We start from the raw sequence: 18,464 nt of genomic DNA on the forward strand, positions 1-18,464 counted from the left end.
ATCGAAGGATGATGCGGCAGCCGGGAACGCGGGTTCGAACGCGCGCGACGACGATCGTCGCGATCGCCGCGGCCGTGCTCGTCGCGGTGTCCGGATGCGCGGCGGGGGCCGGGCGCTCAGCCGGGCCGACGTCGGCCTCCGCCACCGCGACGGCCACCCCGACACCGACGCCGACCGTCGACCCGGTCACCGCCTTCGCCCAGGAGCGCCTGCGCACCATGACGCTGCGGCAGAAGGTGGCGAGCCTCCTGATGCTCCATCAGCCCGGACTCGACGGTGCCGCGCTGCGCAGCTTCGTCGCCCGCTACGGCGTCGGCGGGATGATCCTGATGGGCGACAACATCCCACCCACACCGGCGGCGTTGAAGGCACTCACGACCGCCATGGTCCCGGATGCGGCGCTGCCGCCCCTGATCGCCACCGACGAGGAGGGCGGCGATGTCACCCGGCTGCCGTGGGACACCGGTCCGGGAGCCGACACCCTCAAGTCGGCACCGGTCGCGGCGACCCAGGCGGCCTTCGCCCGGCGCGCGACGCTGTTGCGCCAGACCGGGATCACCGTGAACTTCGGAACGGTCGCCGACGTCACGGCCGACCCGTCGTCCTTCATCTTCGACCGGGTCCTGGGTACGACGCCGCCTGACGCGGCGGCCCGGGTGAGCGCCTCCGTCGGCGCCGAGCACGGGGCGGTGCTCTCGACCCTCAAGCACTTCCCCGGACACGGGGAGACCGACGCCGATTCCCACCTGACCGTGCCGACCACTCCGATCACGCAGGCGCAGTGGCAGGGCCGGGATGCGCCGTCGTTCGTCGCCGGGATCTCCACCGGCGCCGAGCTCGTGATGTTCGGGCATCTCGTCTACAGCGCCGTCGATGCCGCGCCCGCCTCGCTCTCGCCGACCTGGCACCGCATCCTGCGCGACCAGCTGGGGTACTCGGGTGTGACGATCACCGATGACATGCGGATGCTGCAGGACACCGGATTGCCGGCGTATCAGGATTCTGCCGAGAACGCGGTGCGCGCCCTGGCCGCCGGCAACACCATGCTCCTCTTCGTGCTCCCGGCCGATCCGGCCGCACAGAGGATGGATCCGGACGCTCTGATCGACGCGATCGTCGCCGCGGTCGGCAGCGGCCGTATCTCCGCGGCCCAGATCGATTCCGATGCGTTGAAACTCCTCGAACTCCGGCGTTCGCTGGTGGCTCCCGTCCGGTGAATCGGTGACGCGTCAACTTTTTTCGGATCTCCGGAATAGATCGATGGTCTATGCGCTTGCATGTACCTGTGAGGCGGGTGGACCGCCTCGACCATTTGACTCTCGAGGAGCACACGAATGACCACGACGATCGACATCCCCGGTTACAAGGCAGGCACCTGGACCATCGACCCCTCGCACAGCGAGGTCGGCTTCAGCATCCGCCACCTGATGATCAGCAAGGTGAAGGGCGTGTTCGAGAACTTCGACGCCACCTTCGTCACGGCGGAGAACCCGCTCGACTCGAAGGTCACCGCCAAGGCCGAGGTCGCCTCGGTGAACACCAAGGACAAGAACCGCGACGCGCACCTGCGCACCGGTGACTTCTTCCTCGCCGAGGAGCACCCGCACATCGAGTTCGTCTCCACCGGCGCACGCGTCGACGGCGGCGACTTCCTCGTCGACGGCGACCTCACGATCAAGGGCGTGACCAAGCCGGTCACGTTCGAGTTCGACTTCGGCGGCTTCGGGCAGGACCCGTACGGCAACTACAAGGCCGGCGCGACCGCGAAGACCAAGATCAACCGCGAGGACTTCGGCCTCACCTACAACGCCGCCCTCGAGACCGGTGGCATGCTGCTGGGCGACGAGGTCACCATCACGCTCGAGCTGCAGGCCGTTCTCAACCAGGCCTGATCGGGCGGGCACGATCGGCGCTCGCGCCGATCGCCTGACGTGTCATGAGGAAAGGGGCTCCGCTTCGGCGGGGCCCTTTTTCGCGTCGCCCAGTTTCCCCGTCAGGAGCTGTCGCCGGTGATCTCGTCGTGGATGCGCCGCAGGTCTTCCACCAGGGAGCCGATCAGCACCCAGTGCCGTGGGTCCGGCGTCGAGATCACCAGGGGCGCGGTGAGCACGGGGATGCCGGCCGTCTCCGTCGACGGCTCGTCGACCGGCGCATCCGGATCGCGGGCGAGAAGGCGCAGGTCGTGCGCCGAGCGGCGCAGCTCCTCGGCGATCGCCTCCAGGGTCGGCTCGCCGGCCAGGCTGTCGTCGTAGTGGTCATGGAACGCGCGCGTCATGCCGAGTGCTCGGGTGATCAACGGCCGGAAGCGCGTGAAGAGCTCGTCGTCGTGCTCCAGCACGCGTCGGTGCTTGGTCTGGCGCGGATTCAGCGTCAGGCTCTCCCTGCCCTGGGTGAGGGCATTGTCGGCCTTGGTCTCCATCGGGCGCAGCAGCCGTGCCTGGAGCAGCAGCTCGTTGAGCTGCTGCGGCGTCTGCCTGCGGCCGAGCGCGTCGGCGAGACGGTCGAGCGTCGCGGCGATCTCGTTGCCCAGCCGGTGCACCGAGGTGTGGGCGGGAGCGAGGAGCACCGGAGGCACGATCGTGATGTTGACGACGACGCCGATGGCCGCGCCGATCACCGTCTCGATGACCCGGGCGAACGCGTAGTCGGGCGTCGAAGCGCCGACGGCGAGCACCAGCATCGCCGTGATCGGCACCTGGTTGGCCGTTCCCGGGGTGAGCTTGAGCGCCCAGGAGACGAACAGCGACACGACGACGGCGACGAGCACGATCCAGGCGTTCGTGCCGAAGGCGAGGCCGATCGCGTACGCCACCAGCACGCCGACGATCACGCCGAGGCTGCGTTCGATCGCGCGGCCGACGGACTGGTTCACACTGGGCTGCACGACGAGCAGGGCCGCGATCGTCGCGAAGATCGGCAGTTCGTTCGGGAGGAAGAGGCCGGCGATCACCCACGCCAAGACCATCGCGATCGCGGTCTTCGTGACCTGCAGCAGGGGGACCCGTGACGCCGCTCTGATGCTTGCAGGGAGTCGCAGTGCCACCCCTCCAGGTTAGCGGGGCGCGCCGACGGCCACGTCGACTCCGAGGAAACGTGCGTAGTCGCGCGCTCCTCGTTCGACGCCGGATTCCTCGACACGGGTCAGGCGATCGAACGGCTGCGGATGCACGGTCACGCGTTTCGCGGTCGGGGTTCGCTTCCAGATGCCGACGATGCGGCCACGGGAGACGATCACGGGCGCGAAGACGCCGTTGCCTCCCGGGACGACGATCGAGGCATGGGCGGGATCGAGCACGGGGTCGCGGGTCTGATAGCCGAGGAGGTACTCGTCGAACGCGGGGACGAGCTTCACCGACGACGCTGTGGTTCGTGCGGGTGCGGCGGGCATGCCGGCGAGCTCGGATGTGAGCCAGTACTCCGTTCCGTCGACCTCGACGGAGGTGAGGCGCTCGCCCGCCACGGCGAGGGCCGTCTTCGCTCCGGCGACGGTTCCCTTGGTCCACCAGACGAAGTCCTTGATCGTCGCAGGGCCGTGCCCGGCCAGATAGCGCACCAGGAACTCGGACAGGGCCTCGTCCGGTTCGAGGTGGCGCGGCTCCGGGACCCACTCGTCGAGGAGCACGAGCGCCTGCTGGGACCGGTGCGTCGGCCCCCAGCACAACAGGCCCGTCTGCGCGAGGTAGTAGATGAGGTGATAGCCGCGCTGGCCGGCCGTCGCGATCCCGTTCGCCTCCCAGAGCTCCATCAGCTCGGCGCGCCCGATGCTGCGACCGCCGCTGAGCGCTTCGGTGACGAGGTCGCGTGCCCGGCCGAAGTCGGCATCTTCGAGCTCGAGCTGCCGGTGCCGCAGCGTGAGGCCGCTGATCATGCGCTGGGTGGTGACGCCCAGCATCCAGCCCAGATCGGCCGGCGGCACGAAGTGCAGGGTGCCGCGCATCGGCCACGACCGGATGACCGTGCCGGCGTCGAGCGCTGCCGTCACATCACCGATGGTGATGCCGGGAGCGCGGACGCCGAGCGCCCAGCATGCCGCGCCGAAGTCCTGCGCCTGCACGGCGAGAAGATGCTGCACGACGGCTGCCGCGTCGACCGGGCTCGCGTCGTCGACGTCATGCGGGCTCAGACCCTGCGCGATCAGACGGAGTCGGAGCAGGTCGGCGATGCTGGCGGGCATGCGCCCAGTATGGCGGAGACCGCCGACGGTCCGGCTAGGGGAGCATCCCGGCGTCGGTCAGCTGTTCGCTGAGGCCGGCGCCGTCGGGCGCGTAGACCCACGGCGCGCCGCTGATCTCGCTGTGCTTCTCGGCCTTGGAGCGTCCACCGGCCAGTACCGCCTCACCATTGGAGAGCTGGCGGATGGCGACCGCGGCGACGCTGTCAGGGTGCTCACGGGTGAAGTCGGCGTAGAGCTGCTCGTCGTGCTGACCGTCGTCGCCCACGAGCAGCCACTTGAGTCCGGGGAACTCCTCGGCCAGTCGCACGAGGCTGGAGCGCTTGTGGTCGCGTCCACTGCGGAACCAGCGGTCGTGCGTCGGCCCCCAGTCGGTCAGCAGCAGGGGACCTGCCGGGAACAGATTGCGCGACAGGAAGCGCGTGAGTGTCGGGGCGACGTTCCAGGCTCCGGTCGAGAGGTACACCACGGGAGTGCCGGGATGCGTGGCGGCGAGGCGCTCCAGCAGCACGGCCATCCCGGGGGTGGGGACGCGCGCGTGCTCGTCGAGCACAAAGGTGTTCCAGGCAGCCAGCAGCGGGCGGGGGAGCGCGGTGACCATCACGGTGTCGTCGACATCGGAGACGATGCCGAACGTCGCCGACGGATCGATGATGAGCACGGGGGACTCGAATGTGCGCGACGAGCCTTCTGTCGACATCCGCACCGTGTGCCAGCCGGGGGAGAGCTGCACCGGGATGACCGTGTCGAACACGCCGCCGCGGTCGGGCATCACCGTATGGGTGTCGCCCTCGATCTCGATCGTGACCGGCACGTCGGCGACGGGGACGCTCGTGAACGACCGCCAGCCCCGGATGCTCTCCTCGCGCTTGCGGTGCAGCCGCTCGGCGCGACTGCCCGGCTTCGGGTCCTTCGCCAGCACCACCCGGCCCAGGATGCGCGCCCACGTCGGCGCACCATAGCCGGTGTACGGCACGACGGTGGGCAGGTAGCCCCGCTTGCGTGCACGTCGCGCGCGGAAGGCATGGAAGGCGTCCTCGACGCGCGCAGCACGATGCATGATGGGCTCGACGCTGCCGGCGCGTCGGTCAGAGGACTGAGGCATATGTGACCAGTTTCTCATGTTCCATGAGCACGTTTGCGCGCAGCCCCCAGATCTGGGGGACAGAATGACGGCGCGTCGTTGACAATTCGGAGGCGGAAATGAGGTTTCCACGAATATGATCCGAATATCGCAGAGCTGATGCTTCTGCGGGGCTGGGGACCCGGACCAACGTATTGTTGACCTGCAGGAAAGAAGGAGTTGCCCTCGTGCCCATCAATGACCTCGTAGCCGGTCAGAACCAGACAGGTGCGCCGCTCGTCCGCACGGAGCCGATCCAGGAGCGCAGTGCCGCCCGCATCGACGCGCTGCTCGACGCCGCGGCCGAAGTCGTCGACGAGATCGGTTTCGACCGACTCACGACGGCCATGGTCGCCGAACGCGCCGGCGCGTCGATCGGTACCGTGTACCGCTACTTCCCGGATCGCATCGTGCTGCTCCAGGCGCTGCGCGACCGGGCGGTGCAGCGCTATCGGGGCGCCGTCGTCGACGCGATCCGCGACGCCGAGCCCGAGCACTGGTGGAACGCGGTCGAATGCGCGATCGACGCTTTCGTGCTGATGTTCCGCACCGAGCCCGGTTTCCGCATCATCCGGTTCACCGACGCCGAGCGCTCGGGATTGCCCGGCGAGACCGTCGACGATGATGACGACTTCTTCGCCCACCGCTTCGCCGAGATCCTGTCCGACGAGTTCGGTCTGCCGGCCGGAGACGAGCTGAAGTTCCGGCTCGAGATCGTCGTCGAGATCTCGGACTCGCTGATCAACCGCGCGTTCCTCGTCGATCCGGATGGCGACGAGCGGTTCATCGCCGAGGCGCGCGTCGTGGCCCGCGAGTACCTCGCGAAGCGCTACGGCGACGGCGAGTAGCGCGTCACCGCTGCGGTCGCGGTCTGCGCCCGCTGAAGGCTCGGCACGAGTCAGGCTCGCCCGCTGACGTGATCGGCACAGGCTGACCGGCCACGTGCGTACTCCGAGCGCCTGCCAATGCGCACGCGCCCGGTGCTCGGCGTGCGCTGGTGGCCGGCTCCGTGTAACGGCGTAAGAGCGTGCGCGCTCCGCCGGATCCGGCAGTCGATCCCGACCGAGCCGAGGACGGCGGCACCTGGTGCGCTCACACGCCGCTCCAGCCTGGGATCGGGCTGGGAATGTCGGTGGGCGATGGCATGTTGGCATCCGATACGGCCCGCACGACGAACACAGTAGACACTCCTGCCGACAGCGAAAGGGGCAACGGATGGCCTGCACCCGCGTTGCCACAAATCGTCTCAATGCTTTGCCAAACCCCCGGAATGGTGTTTGGGTGGAAGGACAGGCCTGTGTTGATCCGATGCACACTTCGAGGAATGAGCCGCACACATGATCGAGTTCCGCTCGGTAACGAAGCAGTTTCCCGACGGCACCGTTGCGGTCAAAGACTTCTCGCTGGTCATCCCCTCCCGCACCATCACGGTGCTCGTCGGTTCGTCCGGTAGCGGCAAGACGACCATCCTGCGCATGATCAACCGGATGGTCGACCCGACCAGTGGATCCGTCGAGATCGACGGCGAAGACGTCATGACGCTCAAGCCGGTCCCGCTGCGGCGCAGCATCGGTTACGTGATGCAGAACTCCGGGCTGCTGCCGCACCGCAAGGTCGTGGACAACATCGCGACCGTTCCGCTGCTGCGCGGCGTGAAGAAGAAGGACGCCAGGGAGCGCGCGCTGGAGCTGATGGACGACGTCGGTCTCGAGCGGTCGCTCGCCGACAAGTACCCGAGCCAGCTCTCCGGCGGGCAGCAGCAGCGCGTCGGAGTGGCCCGCGGCCTCGCGGTCGACCCGAACATCCTGCTCATGGACGAGCCGTTCGGCGCCGTCGACCCGATCGTCCGCGACGAGCTCCAGAACGAGCTCCTCCGGCTGCAGCGCGACCTCGACAAGACGGTGGTGTTCGTGACGCACGACATCGACGAGGCTTTTCGCCTCGGAGAGCAGGTCGTGATCTTCCGCAAGGGCGGGATCGTCGCGCAGAAGGGCACGCCGTCCGAGATCCTGGCGAATCCCGCCGACGACTTCGTCGCCTCGTTCGTCGGGGCCGACCGCGGCAAGCGCGCGCTGCACATCGAGAAGACCCCGGCCGGCGACGTGCTGGTCGACAGTGAAGGGCGACCGGCCGGAGTGCTCTCCGGCGCGCCCGCTGAGGCAAAGGCTGCGACCGTCTCGGTCGTGGGTGCTCCGGCGCAGGGTGAGGAAGCGTCGTGAGCTGGCTGTGGTCGAACTTCGGCCTGGTCTGGGACCTCACGGTCGCTCACGTCATCCTGAGCGTCCTTCCGATCCTCATCGGGTTCGTCGTCTCCATCCCGATCGGCTGGGTCGCGAACCGCTATCACGCGAGCCGGGGAACGGTGCTGACGGTGTGCGGCATCCTGTACGCCATCCCGTCGTTGCCGCTGTTCGTGTCCATGCCCGCGTTGATCGGAACGCAGATCCTCAATCCGATCAACGTGATCATCGCGCTCAGCATCTACGCGCTCGCCCTCATGGTGCGCAGCACGGCCGACGCACTCGCCTCCGTCTCCGGCGACGTTCTCCAGTCGGCGACGGCGGTCGGGTTCTCGACTTGGAAGCGGTTCTGGACGGTCGAGCTCCCGCTCTCCGGACCTGTGCTCCTGGCCGGCCTCCGCGTGGTGTCGGTGAGCACGGTCAGTCTCGTGAGCATCGGTTCCCTGATCGGCGTGAGCAGCCTCGGAAACCTGTTCACCGACGGCATTCAGCGCAACTTCCCCGACGAAGTGATCATCGGCATCGTGGCGATCATGATCATCGCGCTCGTGTTCGACACGATCCTGGTGCTTTTCGGGCGGCTGCTGATGCCCTGGACGCTCGTCGACCGCCGCAGCAAGCGGGCATCGCGACGCGCGGCACTGACGGCGGTGACTGAAGCATGACCGACATCCTCTCGGCGTTCGCCTGGCTCTTCGACCCCGTCAACTGGTCGGGGGAGGACGGCATCCCGAACCGCCTCGCACAGCACATCGGGTACTCGGCGCTCACCCTCGTCATCGCGGCGATCATCGCCATCCCGATCGGACTCGCGATCGGGCACACGCGGCGCTTCCGCGGCCTCGCGGTCGGCCTCTCGGGCGCTCTGCGCGCCATCCCGACGCTGGGCCTGGTCGTGCTGCTGGCGCTCTCCCTCTCGAGCGTCAGCCTGACGATCATCCCCGCACTCATCGCGTTGACGATCCTCGCCATCCCGCCGGTGCTCGCCGGCGCCTACGCCGGTGTCGAATCGGTCGATCCGCGCACCGTCGACGCCGCCCGCGCGATGGGCATGACGGAGTTCCAGATCCTGCGCAAGGTCGAGCTGCCGCTCGGGCTGCCGCTGCTGATCGGCGGACTCCGGTCGGCCGCACTGCAGGTGATCGCGACGTGGACCGTCGCGGCGATCCTGTCGGTCGGAGGGCTCGGACGATACCTGTTCGACGGCCTCCCGGTGCGCCGCTACGACGAGATGCTCGGCGGCTCGATCCTCGTGGTCGCGCTCGCTCTCGTCGTCGACGGGCTCTTCGCCCTGACGCAACGACTCGTCGTCCCGCGCGGCGTCACCGCCGGCAAGGTCGCCGACGTGCGCACCAGAGACACCGGACGCTCTGTCGGAACGGCCCGCGTGTCCTCGGATCCGGCCGTCAGCCCGGAGGCCCCCTGAACGTTCCCGACCCACCCAGCACCACTGACACCACTGCACCCACGAAAGAGAGAAATCACATGTTCGCACACAAGAGAGGCCGCATCGCGGCCGGCGTGATCGCGGCGGGAGCCCTGCTGGCTCTCAGCGCGTGCTCGTCCGGCGGCGGCGCGCTGAGCGGCGACACCGCCTCGTCCGCGCCCGACACCATCACGGTCGGCTCGGCCGCGTTCCCCGAGAACGAGATCCTGATGCAGATCTACGCACAGGCGCTCGAGTCCAAGGGCGTGAAGGTCACCACCAAGCCGAACATCGGCCAGCGCGACGTCTACCTCGCCGCGCTCAAGGACGGCTCGATCGACCTGGTCCCCGAGTACAGCGGCAACCTGCTGCAGTACTACTCGAAGGACAGCACGGCGACCTCCAGCGACGACGTCTTCGCCGCGCTGAACGACGCCCTTCCCAGCGGGTTCGAGGTCCTCGATCAGTCGCAGGCCCAGGACGCCGACTCGTACAACGTCACCAAGGAGTTCTCGGACAAGTACGGCGTCACCAGCCTGGCCGATCTGTCCAAGGTGACGATCCCGCTGGTCGTCGGCGCGAACCCCGAGTTCGCCACGCGTCCGTACGGCATCCCGGGACTCAAGAGCGCGTACGGCGTGACCGCGACGCTCAAGAAGATCAGCGACAGCGGTGGCCCGCTGACCGTCGCCGCCCTGAAGAACGGCGACGTCCAGCTCGCGGACATCTACACGACCACGCCCGCGATCAAGGAAAACAACTTCGTGACCCTCAAGGACCCGAAGAGCCTGATCGCCGCGCAGAACGTGGTGCCGCTGATCAACAGCAAGAAGGCCTCGAACACTGTCAAGGACGTCCTGAACCAGGTCTCCAAGGCGCTGACCACCGAGGACCTCATCACGCTGAACAGCGAGAACCAGGGCGCGTCGAAGACACAGCCCGACGCGCTCGCCAAGGAGTGGCTGGCGAGCCACCCGATCAAGTAGGCGGGGCTTCGGTCTCAGGTGCGTGCGGCGGCTCGGGTGACCGGGCCGCCGCATCCATGTGCCGGGCCTCCCGCTTCTGAAGCACCTTCTTCACCACGATCGCCAGAAGGATGAAGAGGGCGATGACCGCGACGAAGACGTAGCCGGCCCAGTGCAGTTCGCGCGAGAGCTCGCGGTAGCTTCCCGCGGCCGCCGAACCGACGGAGACGTACGCGAACGCCCAGATCACGCACGCCGGAATCGTCCAACGCATGAAGGTGCGGTACCGCATCGGGCTCATTCCGACCGTCAGCGGGATCAGCGAGTGCAGCACGGGCAGAAAGCGCGACAGGAACACCGCGATGCCGCCTCGCTTCGCGAGGTACGCCTCCGCGCGGTCCCAGTTGTTCTGGCCGATGCGACGACCCAGGCCGCTCGCCCGGATCTTGGGGCCGAAGAACCGGCCGAGCGCGAAGCCGATGCTCTCCCCGCAGAGCGCGCCGACGATGACGACGATCACGAGGGCGATGTACTCGACCGGATTGCCGACCGCCGTGCTCGCGACGAGCACGATCGTATCGCCGGGCACGACGAGCCCCACGAGGATCGACGTCTCGAGCAGCATCCCGAGGCCGGCGATGGCCGTGCGCAGAACGGGATCCACGCTCTGCACCAGGTCGAGGATCCAGGTGAGCGCGTCGTTCACCGGCGGTCCCCGGTGCGCTGAACGAGGTCCCAGAAGGCGGAGAGGGCGTCGGCCATGTCGGCCTCGCTGTCCAGCATCCACTGCACCTGCATGCCGTCGGCGACCGCGATGCCGAGCCTGGCGACCTGCAGCGCATCCAGTGCGGGATCGATCCGTCCGGCCTGCTGTTCTGCGCGCACGTGCTTCTCGAGCTGACCGATGAACGTGCGATAGCGCTCGACGAAGTAGTCGTGGCCCGGGTGATCGTCGTCGGCGGCTTCCGCCGAGATCGTGGCGTAGAGCTGCACGAGGCCGGGGACCTCGGCATTGTGCCGCACGGCACCCACCAGGGCGCCGAACGCGTCGAAGTCGCCGGCATCCGGATCGGTACCCGTCACATCCACCTCGTCGCGCTTGCGCAGCACCTCGGCGAAGAGTTCCTCCTTGGAGGAGAAGTGATGCAACAGTCCCGCCTGGCTGAGCCCGACGGACTCGGCGATCTCGCGCAGAGATGCGCGGCGATACCCCTTCTGGGCGAACACCTCCAGCGCGGTCGTGAGGATCTCCTCCCGTTTGGCGATCCCCTTGGCGTACGACCCCTTCTTCGGCATGGTGGAAATGCTACTGTGCGCGGGCTGGGCGTCGCCTCACACCCCGCTGGCCGGCGCCCGGATCGCTCAGCTCGTCAGCACCAGGATGGGCGGCACGAGCACGAGCGCGGCGCAGATGACGACCACGAAGGCGCGCGCGGCCGGGCTGATCGGCGCCGGCGGGTCGAGAAGTCGCGCCTCGCGGGACACGAGCGCCGTGCGTCGCTCGGCCGGTGTGCGACTGTCTTTCGGGGCGCCGAGGACGGCGCCGGCGCTTCCCGTCGCGTCGACGAGCTCGATCGCCTCCGCCAGCACCGTGTCTCCTGACACACGTCGTGCCTGGTCGTCCGCCAGCATCTCGACGAGCAGAGCGACGGCATCCTGCGCGCGGGTCGCGATCGGGAACCACGGGAGAGCCCGCTTCCACGACCGGAACGCGTCGAGCAGCAGGTGGTGCTTCTGTCTCAGATGCGCACGCTCGTGCGCGATGACGGCCTCCAGCTGCTCGGGAGTGAGCAGTTCGATCATCCCCTCGGAGAGCACGGTGATGCTGCGTGCTCCCGGAAGGCAGTAGGCGGCAGGGGCGGGATGGTCGATCACCCGCGTCGACGGCGTGTCGGGAAGCGGGGAGCTCAGCAGGCCGAGGAGCTCCCGGTGTCGATGCCGCTGGCGGCGGCTGCGCACCGATGTGAGCGCGAGATTGAGGATCAGGTGCACGGCGAGCAGCACGGCCGCGCTCAGCGCGAAGGTGTTCAGCAGGGATGCCTGCGGCGGGAGAGGGCCGCTGAGGATCGAACCGAAGGCGCTGGCGATCCGGCTCCAGAGGTCGTCGCCGAACGGCTGGAGGCCGAAGAGCAGCAGAGAGCCGATCATCGAGATGCCACCGGCGAGGGCGATCGACTGCCAGAGGGCGAGTGCCAGCACGGGAGCCCTGGCGGGCCAGGATGCACGCGCCAGCAGCGCGGGGACCGGCCAGGCCAGCGCGACGGCGAGCACGCCGAGCGCGAGCGCGATGTCGTTGACGGGCGTCACCGGACGCTACTGCGAGCGCGTGGAGAGGAGGCGCCGGAGGGTCTCGGCTTCGGACTCGTCGACGGAGCCGACGAAGTGGGCGAGGGCCGCCGTGCGGTCGGACGAGCTCTCGAGGACCTCGTGCATGAGATCGGCGACATGGCTCGCGCGGGAGAGCGCGGCGAAGTAGAGGTGCGGACGGGTACCGCGGTCGCGCTCGACGAAGCCCTTGGTCTCGAGACGGGACAGCACGGTGAGCACCGTCGTGAGCGCCGGTCCCTTGCCGTCACCCCGGGATGAAGCTAGCTTGTCGCGTAGTTCGTTGGCGGAGACAGGGGTGCCGCTGTTCCACAGAGTATCCATCACTGCTCGTTCGAGTTCTCCGAGATTCGCCACGGTTCTAGGGTAGCGCGGCCTTGCTGAGAATGTTCTACACTGAGTAGAAATGTGTTCTACACGGTGTAGAAACCATGGGGATTGGTGGAGTTGCTGTGAACGAATGGTTAGATCCGCTGCTGCTCTCGCGGTGGCAGTTCGGATTGACGACGATCTACCACTTTCTGTTCGTCCCGATCACGATCGGGGTCGTGACCGTCGTCGCCATCTTCCAGACGGCGTGGTACCGCACGGGCAAGGTGCACTATCTGCAGCTCACCCACTTCTTCGGCAAGATCTTCCTGATCAACTTCGCCATGGGCGTCGTCACCGGCATCGTGCAGGAGTTCCAGTTCGGCATGAACTGGTCCAACTACTCGCGCTTCGTCGGCGACGTCTTCGGCGCCCCGCTCGCCCTCGAGGGTCTGCTCGCCTTCTTCCTGGAGGCGACCTTCATCGGCCTGTGGATCTTCGGCTGGGACAAACTCCCACGAGGGCTCCATCTCGCCACCATCTGGCTCACCGCGGCCGGCAGCATCCTCTCGGCGTACTTCATCATCGCCGCGAACGCATTCATGCAGAACCCTGTCGGCTACACGCTCAACGAGGGGCGGGGCCGTGCCGAGCTGACCGACATCTGGGCCGTGCTCACGAACAAGGTGGCACTGGCCGCGTTCCCGCACACGATCTTCGCGTGCTTCATGGTGTCGGCGGGACTGATCATCTCGGTGGCCGCGTGGCATCTCGCGCGTAAGCAGAACATCGAGACGATGCGTCCGGCGCTCAAGTTCGGCCTGTGGACGATGGTCGGCGCCGGTGCGCTCACCGTGCTGAGCGGCGACCAGCTCGGACTCGCCATGGTGCAGACCCAGCCGATGAAGATGGCCGCGGCAGAGGCTCTCTACAAGACATCAACCGGCGCCGATGCATCGTTCTCGATCTTCACGCTGGGCACGCCGGACGGAGTGCACGAACTGTTCTCCATCCGCATCCCGTACCTGCTGTCGTTCCTGTCGACGCACACGCTCGACGGCACGGTCGAAGGCATCAACGACCTCCAGGCGCACTACGTGCAGATCTATGGCCCCGGTGACTACACGCCCATCATCTGGGTCACCTACTGGGCGTTCCGCTGGATGATCGGACTCGGCGCGCTCCACGTGCTCATCGCCGTCGTCGGTCTGTGGATCACCAGGAAGGGCCGCATGCCGCAGCGGGTCTGGGTGTGGAAGGTCGCGATCTGGGCGTTCCCGCTCTCACTGCTGGCGATGACCGTCGGCTGGATCTTCACCGAGATGGGCAGACAACCGTGGATCGTCTTCAGCCTCATGAAGACGGCCGACGGCGTCTCGCCGAACGTCACCGGGCTCACCGTGCTCATCTCGCTCGTGGCGTTCACGGCGATCTACGGAGTGCTCGCGGTGGTCGAGTTCCTGCTCATCAAACGTGCGGCCCAGAAGGGCCCGGCCCCCGTCGAGGATCACCTCGACGAAGAGGGAAAACACGTCCCGGTCGCGACGGTCTACTAGGAGACACTGATGGATCTGGCAATTCTCTGGTTCGGCATCGTCGCCTTCTTCTTCGTCGGCTACTTCGTGCTCGACGGCTTCGACTTCGGCGTGGGGATGGCGTTGCCGTTCCTGGGCAAGGACGACGTCGACCGTCGCGTGATGATCAACACCATCGGCCCGGTCTGGGACCTCAACGAGACCTGGGTGATCGTCGGCGGCGCTGCGCTGTTCGCGGCCTTCCCCGAGTGGTACGCGACGCTGTTCAGCGGCTTCTATCTGGCCCTGCTCCTCATCCTGCTGGCGCTCATCGCCCGCGGCGTCTCGTTCGAGTACCGTCACCAGCGCCCCGACTCGCGCTGGAAGAAGTGGTTCGACGGCATGATCATCGTCGGGTCGGCTCTGCCCGCGTTCCTGTGGGGCTGCGCCTTCGCCAACATCGTGCAGGGCGTCGCCCTCGATGCCCAGCACAACTACACGGGGACGCTCTTCGACCTGCTCAACCCGTACGGGCTGCTCGGCGGCCTGACGACACTGCTGCTGTTCTTCACCCACGGGGTCGTGTTCATCTCGCTCAAGACGGACGGTCCCATCCGTGAGCGGGCCCGCCGGCTCGCCGTGAGGTCGGGCGCGATCGCGATCGTCGTCGCGGCGGCGTTCCTGCTCTGGACCGGCATCGCGCACTTCTCGGTCGTATTCCTGATCCTCGCCGCGCTGGCGGCGGTCGCCCTGATCTCGTCGTGGGTCGCCAACCTGCGCGGTGCGGAGGGATGGTCGTTCACGTTCATGGCGCTCACCATCGGCCTCGCCGTGGTGTCGCTGTTCGCAGCACTGTTCCCGAACGTGATGCCCTCCTCGCCGAACCCGGAGAACAGCCTGACGATCGCCAATGCGTCGAGCACCGATACGACGCTCACCGTGATGACCTGGGTCGCCGCGATCTTCCTGCCACTGATCCTGCTCTACCAGGGGTTCACCTACTGGATCTTCCGCAAGCGCGTGACCCGTGCCCAGATCCCGGAAGAAGCTCCGGTCACCGCGAACGCCGCCTGACCGTGCGTCCTCTCGATCCCCGTCTGCTCCGCTACGCCGCGGCGGCGCGCACCATGCTCGCCGCCGGAGGTGCGCTCGCGCTCCTGCGCACGGCAAGCATCATCGCGTTCGCCTGGCTCGTCACTCAGGTGGTCGTGCGCGCGATCGCCGGGGACGACATCGCGGCGATCAGTGGGCTGCTCGGCGCGCTGGTGCTCGTGATCCTCGTGCGGGGTCTGGTGATCTGGTTGTCCGACGCGGCGGCGGCGCGCGGTGGGGCCGCCGTCATCGGCCAGTTGCGTCAGGCCTTGACCGGCGCCATCGGCCGGCTCGGACCGAGCTGGCTCTCGACGCGCAGCGGCACGCAGGTGACGCTCACGATCGGCCGCGGGCTCGATGCTCTCGAGGGATACTTCACGGCCTACGTGCCGCAGCTCATCCTGACCGCCGTTGCGACCCCGCTGCTGGTCGGGATGATCTTCTGGAGCGACCCGACGAGCGGCATCATCGTGCTCATCACGCTGCCGCTCATCCCGATCTTCATGATGCTCATCGGCTGGGCGACCCAGGCGGCGCAGCAGAAGCAGTGGGCGGCCCTGTCGACACTGTCGCGGGGCTTCCTCGACGTTGTCGACGGGCTGTCGACGCTCAAGCTCTTCGGGCGGCAGCACCGGCAGACGGCCCGGATCCGCGCGGTCAGCGACGAGTACCGGGTGCACACCATGAAGGTGCTGCGAATGTCCTTCCTCTCGGGGTTCGTGCTCGAACTCGCAGCGAGCCTTTCGGTGGCGCTCGTCGCGGTAGCGATCGGGCTCCGGCTGCTGAACGGTCAGCTCGATCTGTCGGTCGGGCTGTTCGTGCTGCTGCTCGCGCCGGAGGCCTTCCTCCCGCTCCGCAACGTCGGCGCGGCGTACCACGCGGCGACGGAGGGCATCGAGGCCGCACAGGGCGCCTTCGAGATCCTCGACGCCGACCGCGCGTCGGTGCCTCAGGCGGCCCCGCCGGCGGCTCAACAGGATCTCACCCGCGCATCACTGACGTTCGACGACGTGACGATTGCGTACGACGGTCGGCCGATCGTCGCCGGATTCAGCGCCGAGGCTCGGGCGGGCGCGCTCAGTGTGCTGAGCGCGCCGAGCGGGTCCGGGAAGTCGAGCCTGATCGGGGCTGCCCTCGGGTTCACTCCCGCCTCGGGCCGGATAGCGGTGGGAGCGGAGCACGACGACCTCGTCCGGCGCTCTCTCATCGCGTGGTCGGGGCAGAATCCCGGACTGATCGCCGGCACGATCGCCGCGAACGTCACCCTCGGTGCCCCCGCTCCGGATGCCGACCTGGTCGCCGCGTCGCTGCGGGAGGCGGCGGCGCCGGAGCTCGAGCCGTCGACACTGCTCGGCCCCGGCGGGAGGGGTCTCTCGGGCGGACAGGCGCAGCGTGTCGCGGTCGCGCGGGCGCTGTACCGGATGCGCGCCGAGCGCTGCCCGGTGCTGATCCTCGATGAGCCCACATCCGCGCTCGACGACGCGACGGAGGCCGCGCTGATCGTGAATCTCCGGCGTGTGGCCGCTGAAGGCCGCACCGTGGTGGTCGTCAGCCACCGTGCCCCCGTCGTCGAGGCCGCCGACCACGTGATACCGCTGGAGGTGCTGACCAGTGTCCGCTGAATCCGCTCCGACCCGGCGCATCCTCCGGCTTGCGCTTCCCCCCGCCCGCCGGTTGTGGGTCGGCATCGCGTTCGGCGTGCTGAGCGCCGGCAGCGCTGTCGCCCTGCTGGCCGTCTCGGCGTGGCTGATCACCCGGGCGTCCGAGCAGCCCGCACTGATCTACATCTCGATGGCGGTCGTCGGCGTTCGGGCGTTCGCGCTCGGCCGGGCCTTCTTCCGCTATCTCGAGCGGCTCTCGGGTCACGATGCGGCCTTCCGGCAGTTGGCGACCATCCGCTCCGAACTGTTCGGGAGGCTGGTGCCCCTCGCGCCCGACGGCCTCGGCGACACCCGACGTGGTGACCTGCTGACCCGGGTAGCGGATGATGTCGACGAACTGCAGAATCACTCGCTCCGCGTCGTGCAGCCGCTCGTCACCGCCGGGATCATCGCCGCCGTGAGCGTCGTCGGCGTTACCCTGCTTCTTCCCGAGGCCGGACTCGCCCTCCTCGTCTCGCTCGTTCTCGCCTTCCTCCTGGGCACACTGATCAACCGCTGGGCATCCGGCGCGGCCGAGCGCACCATCGCCCCGCTCCGGGCAGCACTCAACGACAGCGTCAGCGACCTGGTCGGAAACCTGGATGTGCTCACGGCCTACGGCGCCCTGGACAGCGCACAGCAGCGGGTCGGCGCCGCGAGTCGCACGCTCACCGACGCCATCCGGTCCCGCGCCTCGGGGTCCGCGTTGACCAGCGCCGTCGTGTCCGTTCTCGCGGGCGCGGCGACCGCTGCTGCGTTGGCGGCGGGGGTTCCCGCTCTCGGCGCCCACCGGCTCGACGGGCCGACGCTCGCGGTGATCGCGCTGCTGCCGCTCGCCGTGTTCGAGGTGTTCGGAACGGTGCCCCTGGCACTCGGTGCGCGACGCCAGGTGATCGCCAGCGCACGGCGGCTCGCCGCCACGACGCCCGACCAGCCGCCGGCAGGGGTGCCGGTCGACCGGCCCGACGCCGTGGCGCTCGACCGTCACGTGGGTCCCGTCATCGAGTTGCGGGGGATGAGCGCGCGATGGCCAGGAACGGCGGAACCGGTGCTGGACGACGTGTCGATCCGTCTGCACCCCGGCGAGCGCGTCGTGTTGACCGGCCCGACGGGTGCGGGGAAGACGGCCCTTGCCCATGTGCTCACCCGCTTCATCGACTACGAGGGCTCGTACACGATCGACGGCGTAGAGGCGAGGGATGCTCGGCAGGATGATGTGCGAACGATCATCGGGCTCTGCGAGCAGCGACCGTATCTGTTCGATTCCGACCTCCGTCAGAACCTGCTGTTCGCCAAGGACACTGCGACCGACGATGAGCTGTTCGCTGTGCTCGAACGAGTGGGCCTGAGCGACTGGGCCGTCGAGCGCGGTGGACTGGGGGCGCCGGTGGGGGAGCGCGGTGCGCTCGTGTCCGGAGGACAGGCACAGCGGATCGCCGTCGCGCGGGCGATCCTGGCCGACTTCCCCGTGCTGATCGTCGATGAACCGGCGGCGAACGTGGATGCCCGCATCGCCGACCGGGTCGTTCGCGACATCCTGACGACGGCCGCGGAGGACGGGCGTACGGTGCTGCTCATCTCCCACACCGCTGTGCCGGATGACCTGATCACGCGTCGGGTCCGCCTCGAGCGCGGTCGCGTGCTCGCGTAAGGCCCGGG

At 68.2% G+C, this 18,464-nt stretch carries 18 protein-coding genes; 11 read left to right on the plus strand and 7 right to left on the minus strand.

The window, feature by feature from the left end:
- The first annotated feature begins 8 nt into the window (after positions 1–8).
- Positions 9–1,217, plus strand: a complete 1,209-nt coding sequence (locus PKE84_RS17560) for a glycoside hydrolase family 3 N-terminal domain-containing protein (RefSeq protein ID WP_271178539.1) — start codon at positions 9–11, stop codon at positions 1,215–1,217.
- 117 nt (positions 1,218–1,334) lie between these two features.
- Positions 1,335–1,892: a YceI family protein gene (locus tag PKE84_RS17565; RefSeq protein WP_271178540.1), complete on the plus strand. Its 558-nt coding sequence runs from the start codon at positions 1,335–1,337 to the stop codon at positions 1,890–1,892.
- Between the two features lie 101 nt (positions 1,893–1,993).
- On the opposite strand, the gene PKE84_RS17570 is transcribed toward PKE84_RS17565, so the two are convergent.
- The 3 genes from PKE84_RS17570 to PKE84_RS17580 are packed head-to-tail and all read right to left on the minus strand — an operon-like array spanning position 1,994 to position 5,276.
- The gene (locus tag PKE84_RS17570; RefSeq protein ID WP_271178937.1) at positions 1,994–3,037 is read right to left on the minus strand and encodes an FUSC family protein; all 1,044 of its coding nucleotides are present in this window, start codon (positions 3,035–3,037) and stop codon (positions 1,994–1,996) included.
- A 15-nt stretch (positions 3,038–3,052) separates the two neighbouring features.
- Positions 3,053–4,174, minus strand: a complete 1,122-nt coding sequence (locus PKE84_RS17575; RefSeq protein WP_271178541.1) for a winged helix DNA-binding domain-containing protein — start codon at positions 4,172–4,174, stop codon at positions 3,053–3,055.
- 34 nt (positions 4,175–4,208) lie between these two features.
- The gene (locus PKE84_RS17580) at positions 4,209–5,276 is read right to left on the minus strand and encodes an App1 family protein phosphatidate phosphatase (RefSeq protein WP_271178542.1); all 1,068 of its coding nucleotides are present in this window, start codon (positions 5,274–5,276) and stop codon (positions 4,209–4,211) included.
- Between the two features lie 206 nt (positions 5,277–5,482).
- Here PKE84_RS17580 and PKE84_RS17585 point away from each other — a divergent pair, with 206 nt between their 5' ends.
- From PKE84_RS17585 to PKE84_RS17605, 5 genes are all read left to right on the plus strand, one after another.
- Positions 5,483–6,142 carry a TetR/AcrR family transcriptional regulator gene (locus PKE84_RS17585; protein WP_271178543.1) on the plus strand — a complete coding sequence of 220 codons (660 nt, stop codon included), beginning with the start codon at positions 5,483–5,485 and terminating at the stop codon, positions 6,140–6,142.
- A 489-nt stretch (positions 6,143–6,631) separates the two neighbouring features.
- On the plus strand, positions 6,632–7,513 hold the full coding sequence (locus tag PKE84_RS17590; protein ID WP_271178544.1) for an ABC transporter ATP-binding protein: 882 nt from the start codon (positions 6,632–6,634) through the stop codon (positions 7,511–7,513).
- The gene (locus PKE84_RS17595) at positions 7,510–8,199 is read left to right on the plus strand and encodes an ABC transporter permease (RefSeq protein ID WP_271178545.1); all 690 of its coding nucleotides are present in this window, start codon (positions 7,510–7,512) and stop codon (positions 8,197–8,199) included. Before PKE84_RS17590 ends, PKE84_RS17595 begins: the two co-directional genes overlap by 4 nt.
- Positions 8,196–8,960 (plus strand): ABC transporter permease, encoded by a 765-nt coding sequence (locus tag PKE84_RS17600; protein ID WP_271178546.1) that lies wholly within the window; start codon positions 8,196–8,198, stop codon positions 8,958–8,960. The genes PKE84_RS17595 and PKE84_RS17600 overlap by 4 nt, the downstream gene beginning before the upstream one ends.
- A 59-nt stretch (positions 8,961–9,019) precedes the next feature.
- Complete coding sequence (locus tag PKE84_RS17605; protein WP_271178547.1) at positions 9,020–9,946, plus strand: ABC transporter substrate-binding protein; 927 nt, start codon at positions 9,020–9,022, stop codon at positions 9,944–9,946.
- On the opposite strand, the gene PKE84_RS17610 is transcribed toward PKE84_RS17605, so the two are convergent.
- From PKE84_RS17610 to PKE84_RS17625, 4 genes are all read right to left on the minus strand, one after another.
- The gene (locus tag PKE84_RS17610) at positions 9,939–10,631 is read right to left on the minus strand and encodes a DedA family protein (protein WP_271178548.1); all 693 of its coding nucleotides are present in this window, start codon (positions 10,629–10,631) and stop codon (positions 9,939–9,941) included. The two genes, PKE84_RS17605 and PKE84_RS17610, sit on opposite strands and share 8 nt — an antisense overlap.
- A complete protein-coding gene (locus tag PKE84_RS17615; RefSeq protein WP_271178549.1) occupies positions 10,628–11,221 on the minus strand; it encodes a TetR/AcrR family transcriptional regulator in 594 nt (197 codons plus the stop codon). Before PKE84_RS17615 ends, PKE84_RS17610 begins: the two co-directional genes overlap by 4 nt.
- A gap of 66 nt (positions 11,222–11,287) precedes the next feature.
- Positions 11,288–12,232, minus strand: coding sequence for a M56 family metallopeptidase (locus PKE84_RS17620; protein ID WP_271178550.1), 945 nt, complete (start codon positions 12,230–12,232; stop codon positions 11,288–11,290).
- A gap of 6 nt (positions 12,233–12,238) precedes the next feature.
- Positions 12,239–12,607: a BlaI/MecI/CopY family transcriptional regulator gene (locus PKE84_RS17625; protein ID WP_271178551.1), complete on the minus strand. Its 369-nt coding sequence runs from the start codon at positions 12,605–12,607 to the stop codon at positions 12,239–12,241.
- A gap of 95 nt (positions 12,608–12,702) precedes the next feature.
- Here PKE84_RS17625 and PKE84_RS17630 point away from each other — a divergent pair, with 95 nt between their 5' ends.
- From PKE84_RS17630 to cydC, 4 genes are read left to right on the plus strand one after another with little or no spacing between them, the layout of a single operon-like run.
- Complete coding sequence (locus PKE84_RS17630; protein ID WP_271178552.1) at positions 12,703–14,115, plus strand: cytochrome ubiquinol oxidase subunit I; 1,413 nt, start codon at positions 12,703–12,705, stop codon at positions 14,113–14,115.
- A gap of 9 nt (positions 14,116–14,124) precedes the next feature.
- On the plus strand, positions 14,125–15,147 hold the full coding sequence (gene cydB, locus PKE84_RS17635; RefSeq protein WP_271178553.1) for a cytochrome d ubiquinol oxidase subunit II: 1,023 nt from the start codon (positions 14,125–14,127) through the stop codon (positions 15,145–15,147).
- Between the two features lie 2 nt (positions 15,148–15,149).
- Positions 15,150–16,787 carry a thiol reductant ABC exporter subunit CydD gene (gene cydD / locus PKE84_RS17640; RefSeq protein ID WP_271178554.1) on the plus strand — a complete coding sequence of 546 codons (1,638 nt, stop codon included), beginning with the start codon at positions 15,150–15,152 and terminating at the stop codon, positions 16,785–16,787.
- Positions 16,777–18,456: a thiol reductant ABC exporter subunit CydC gene (cydC, locus tag PKE84_RS17645; RefSeq protein ID WP_271178555.1), complete on the plus strand. Its 1,680-nt coding sequence runs from the start codon at positions 16,777–16,779 to the stop codon at positions 18,454–18,456. The genes cydD and cydC overlap by 11 nt, the downstream gene beginning before the upstream one ends.
- The last annotated feature ends 8 nt before the right edge of the window (positions 18,457–18,464 follow it).

It is taken from the genome of Leifsonia poae (genome assembly GCF_027921845.1).
Lineage (GTDB): Bacteria > Actinomycetota > Actinomycetes > Actinomycetales > Microbacteriaceae > Leifsonia > Leifsonia poae.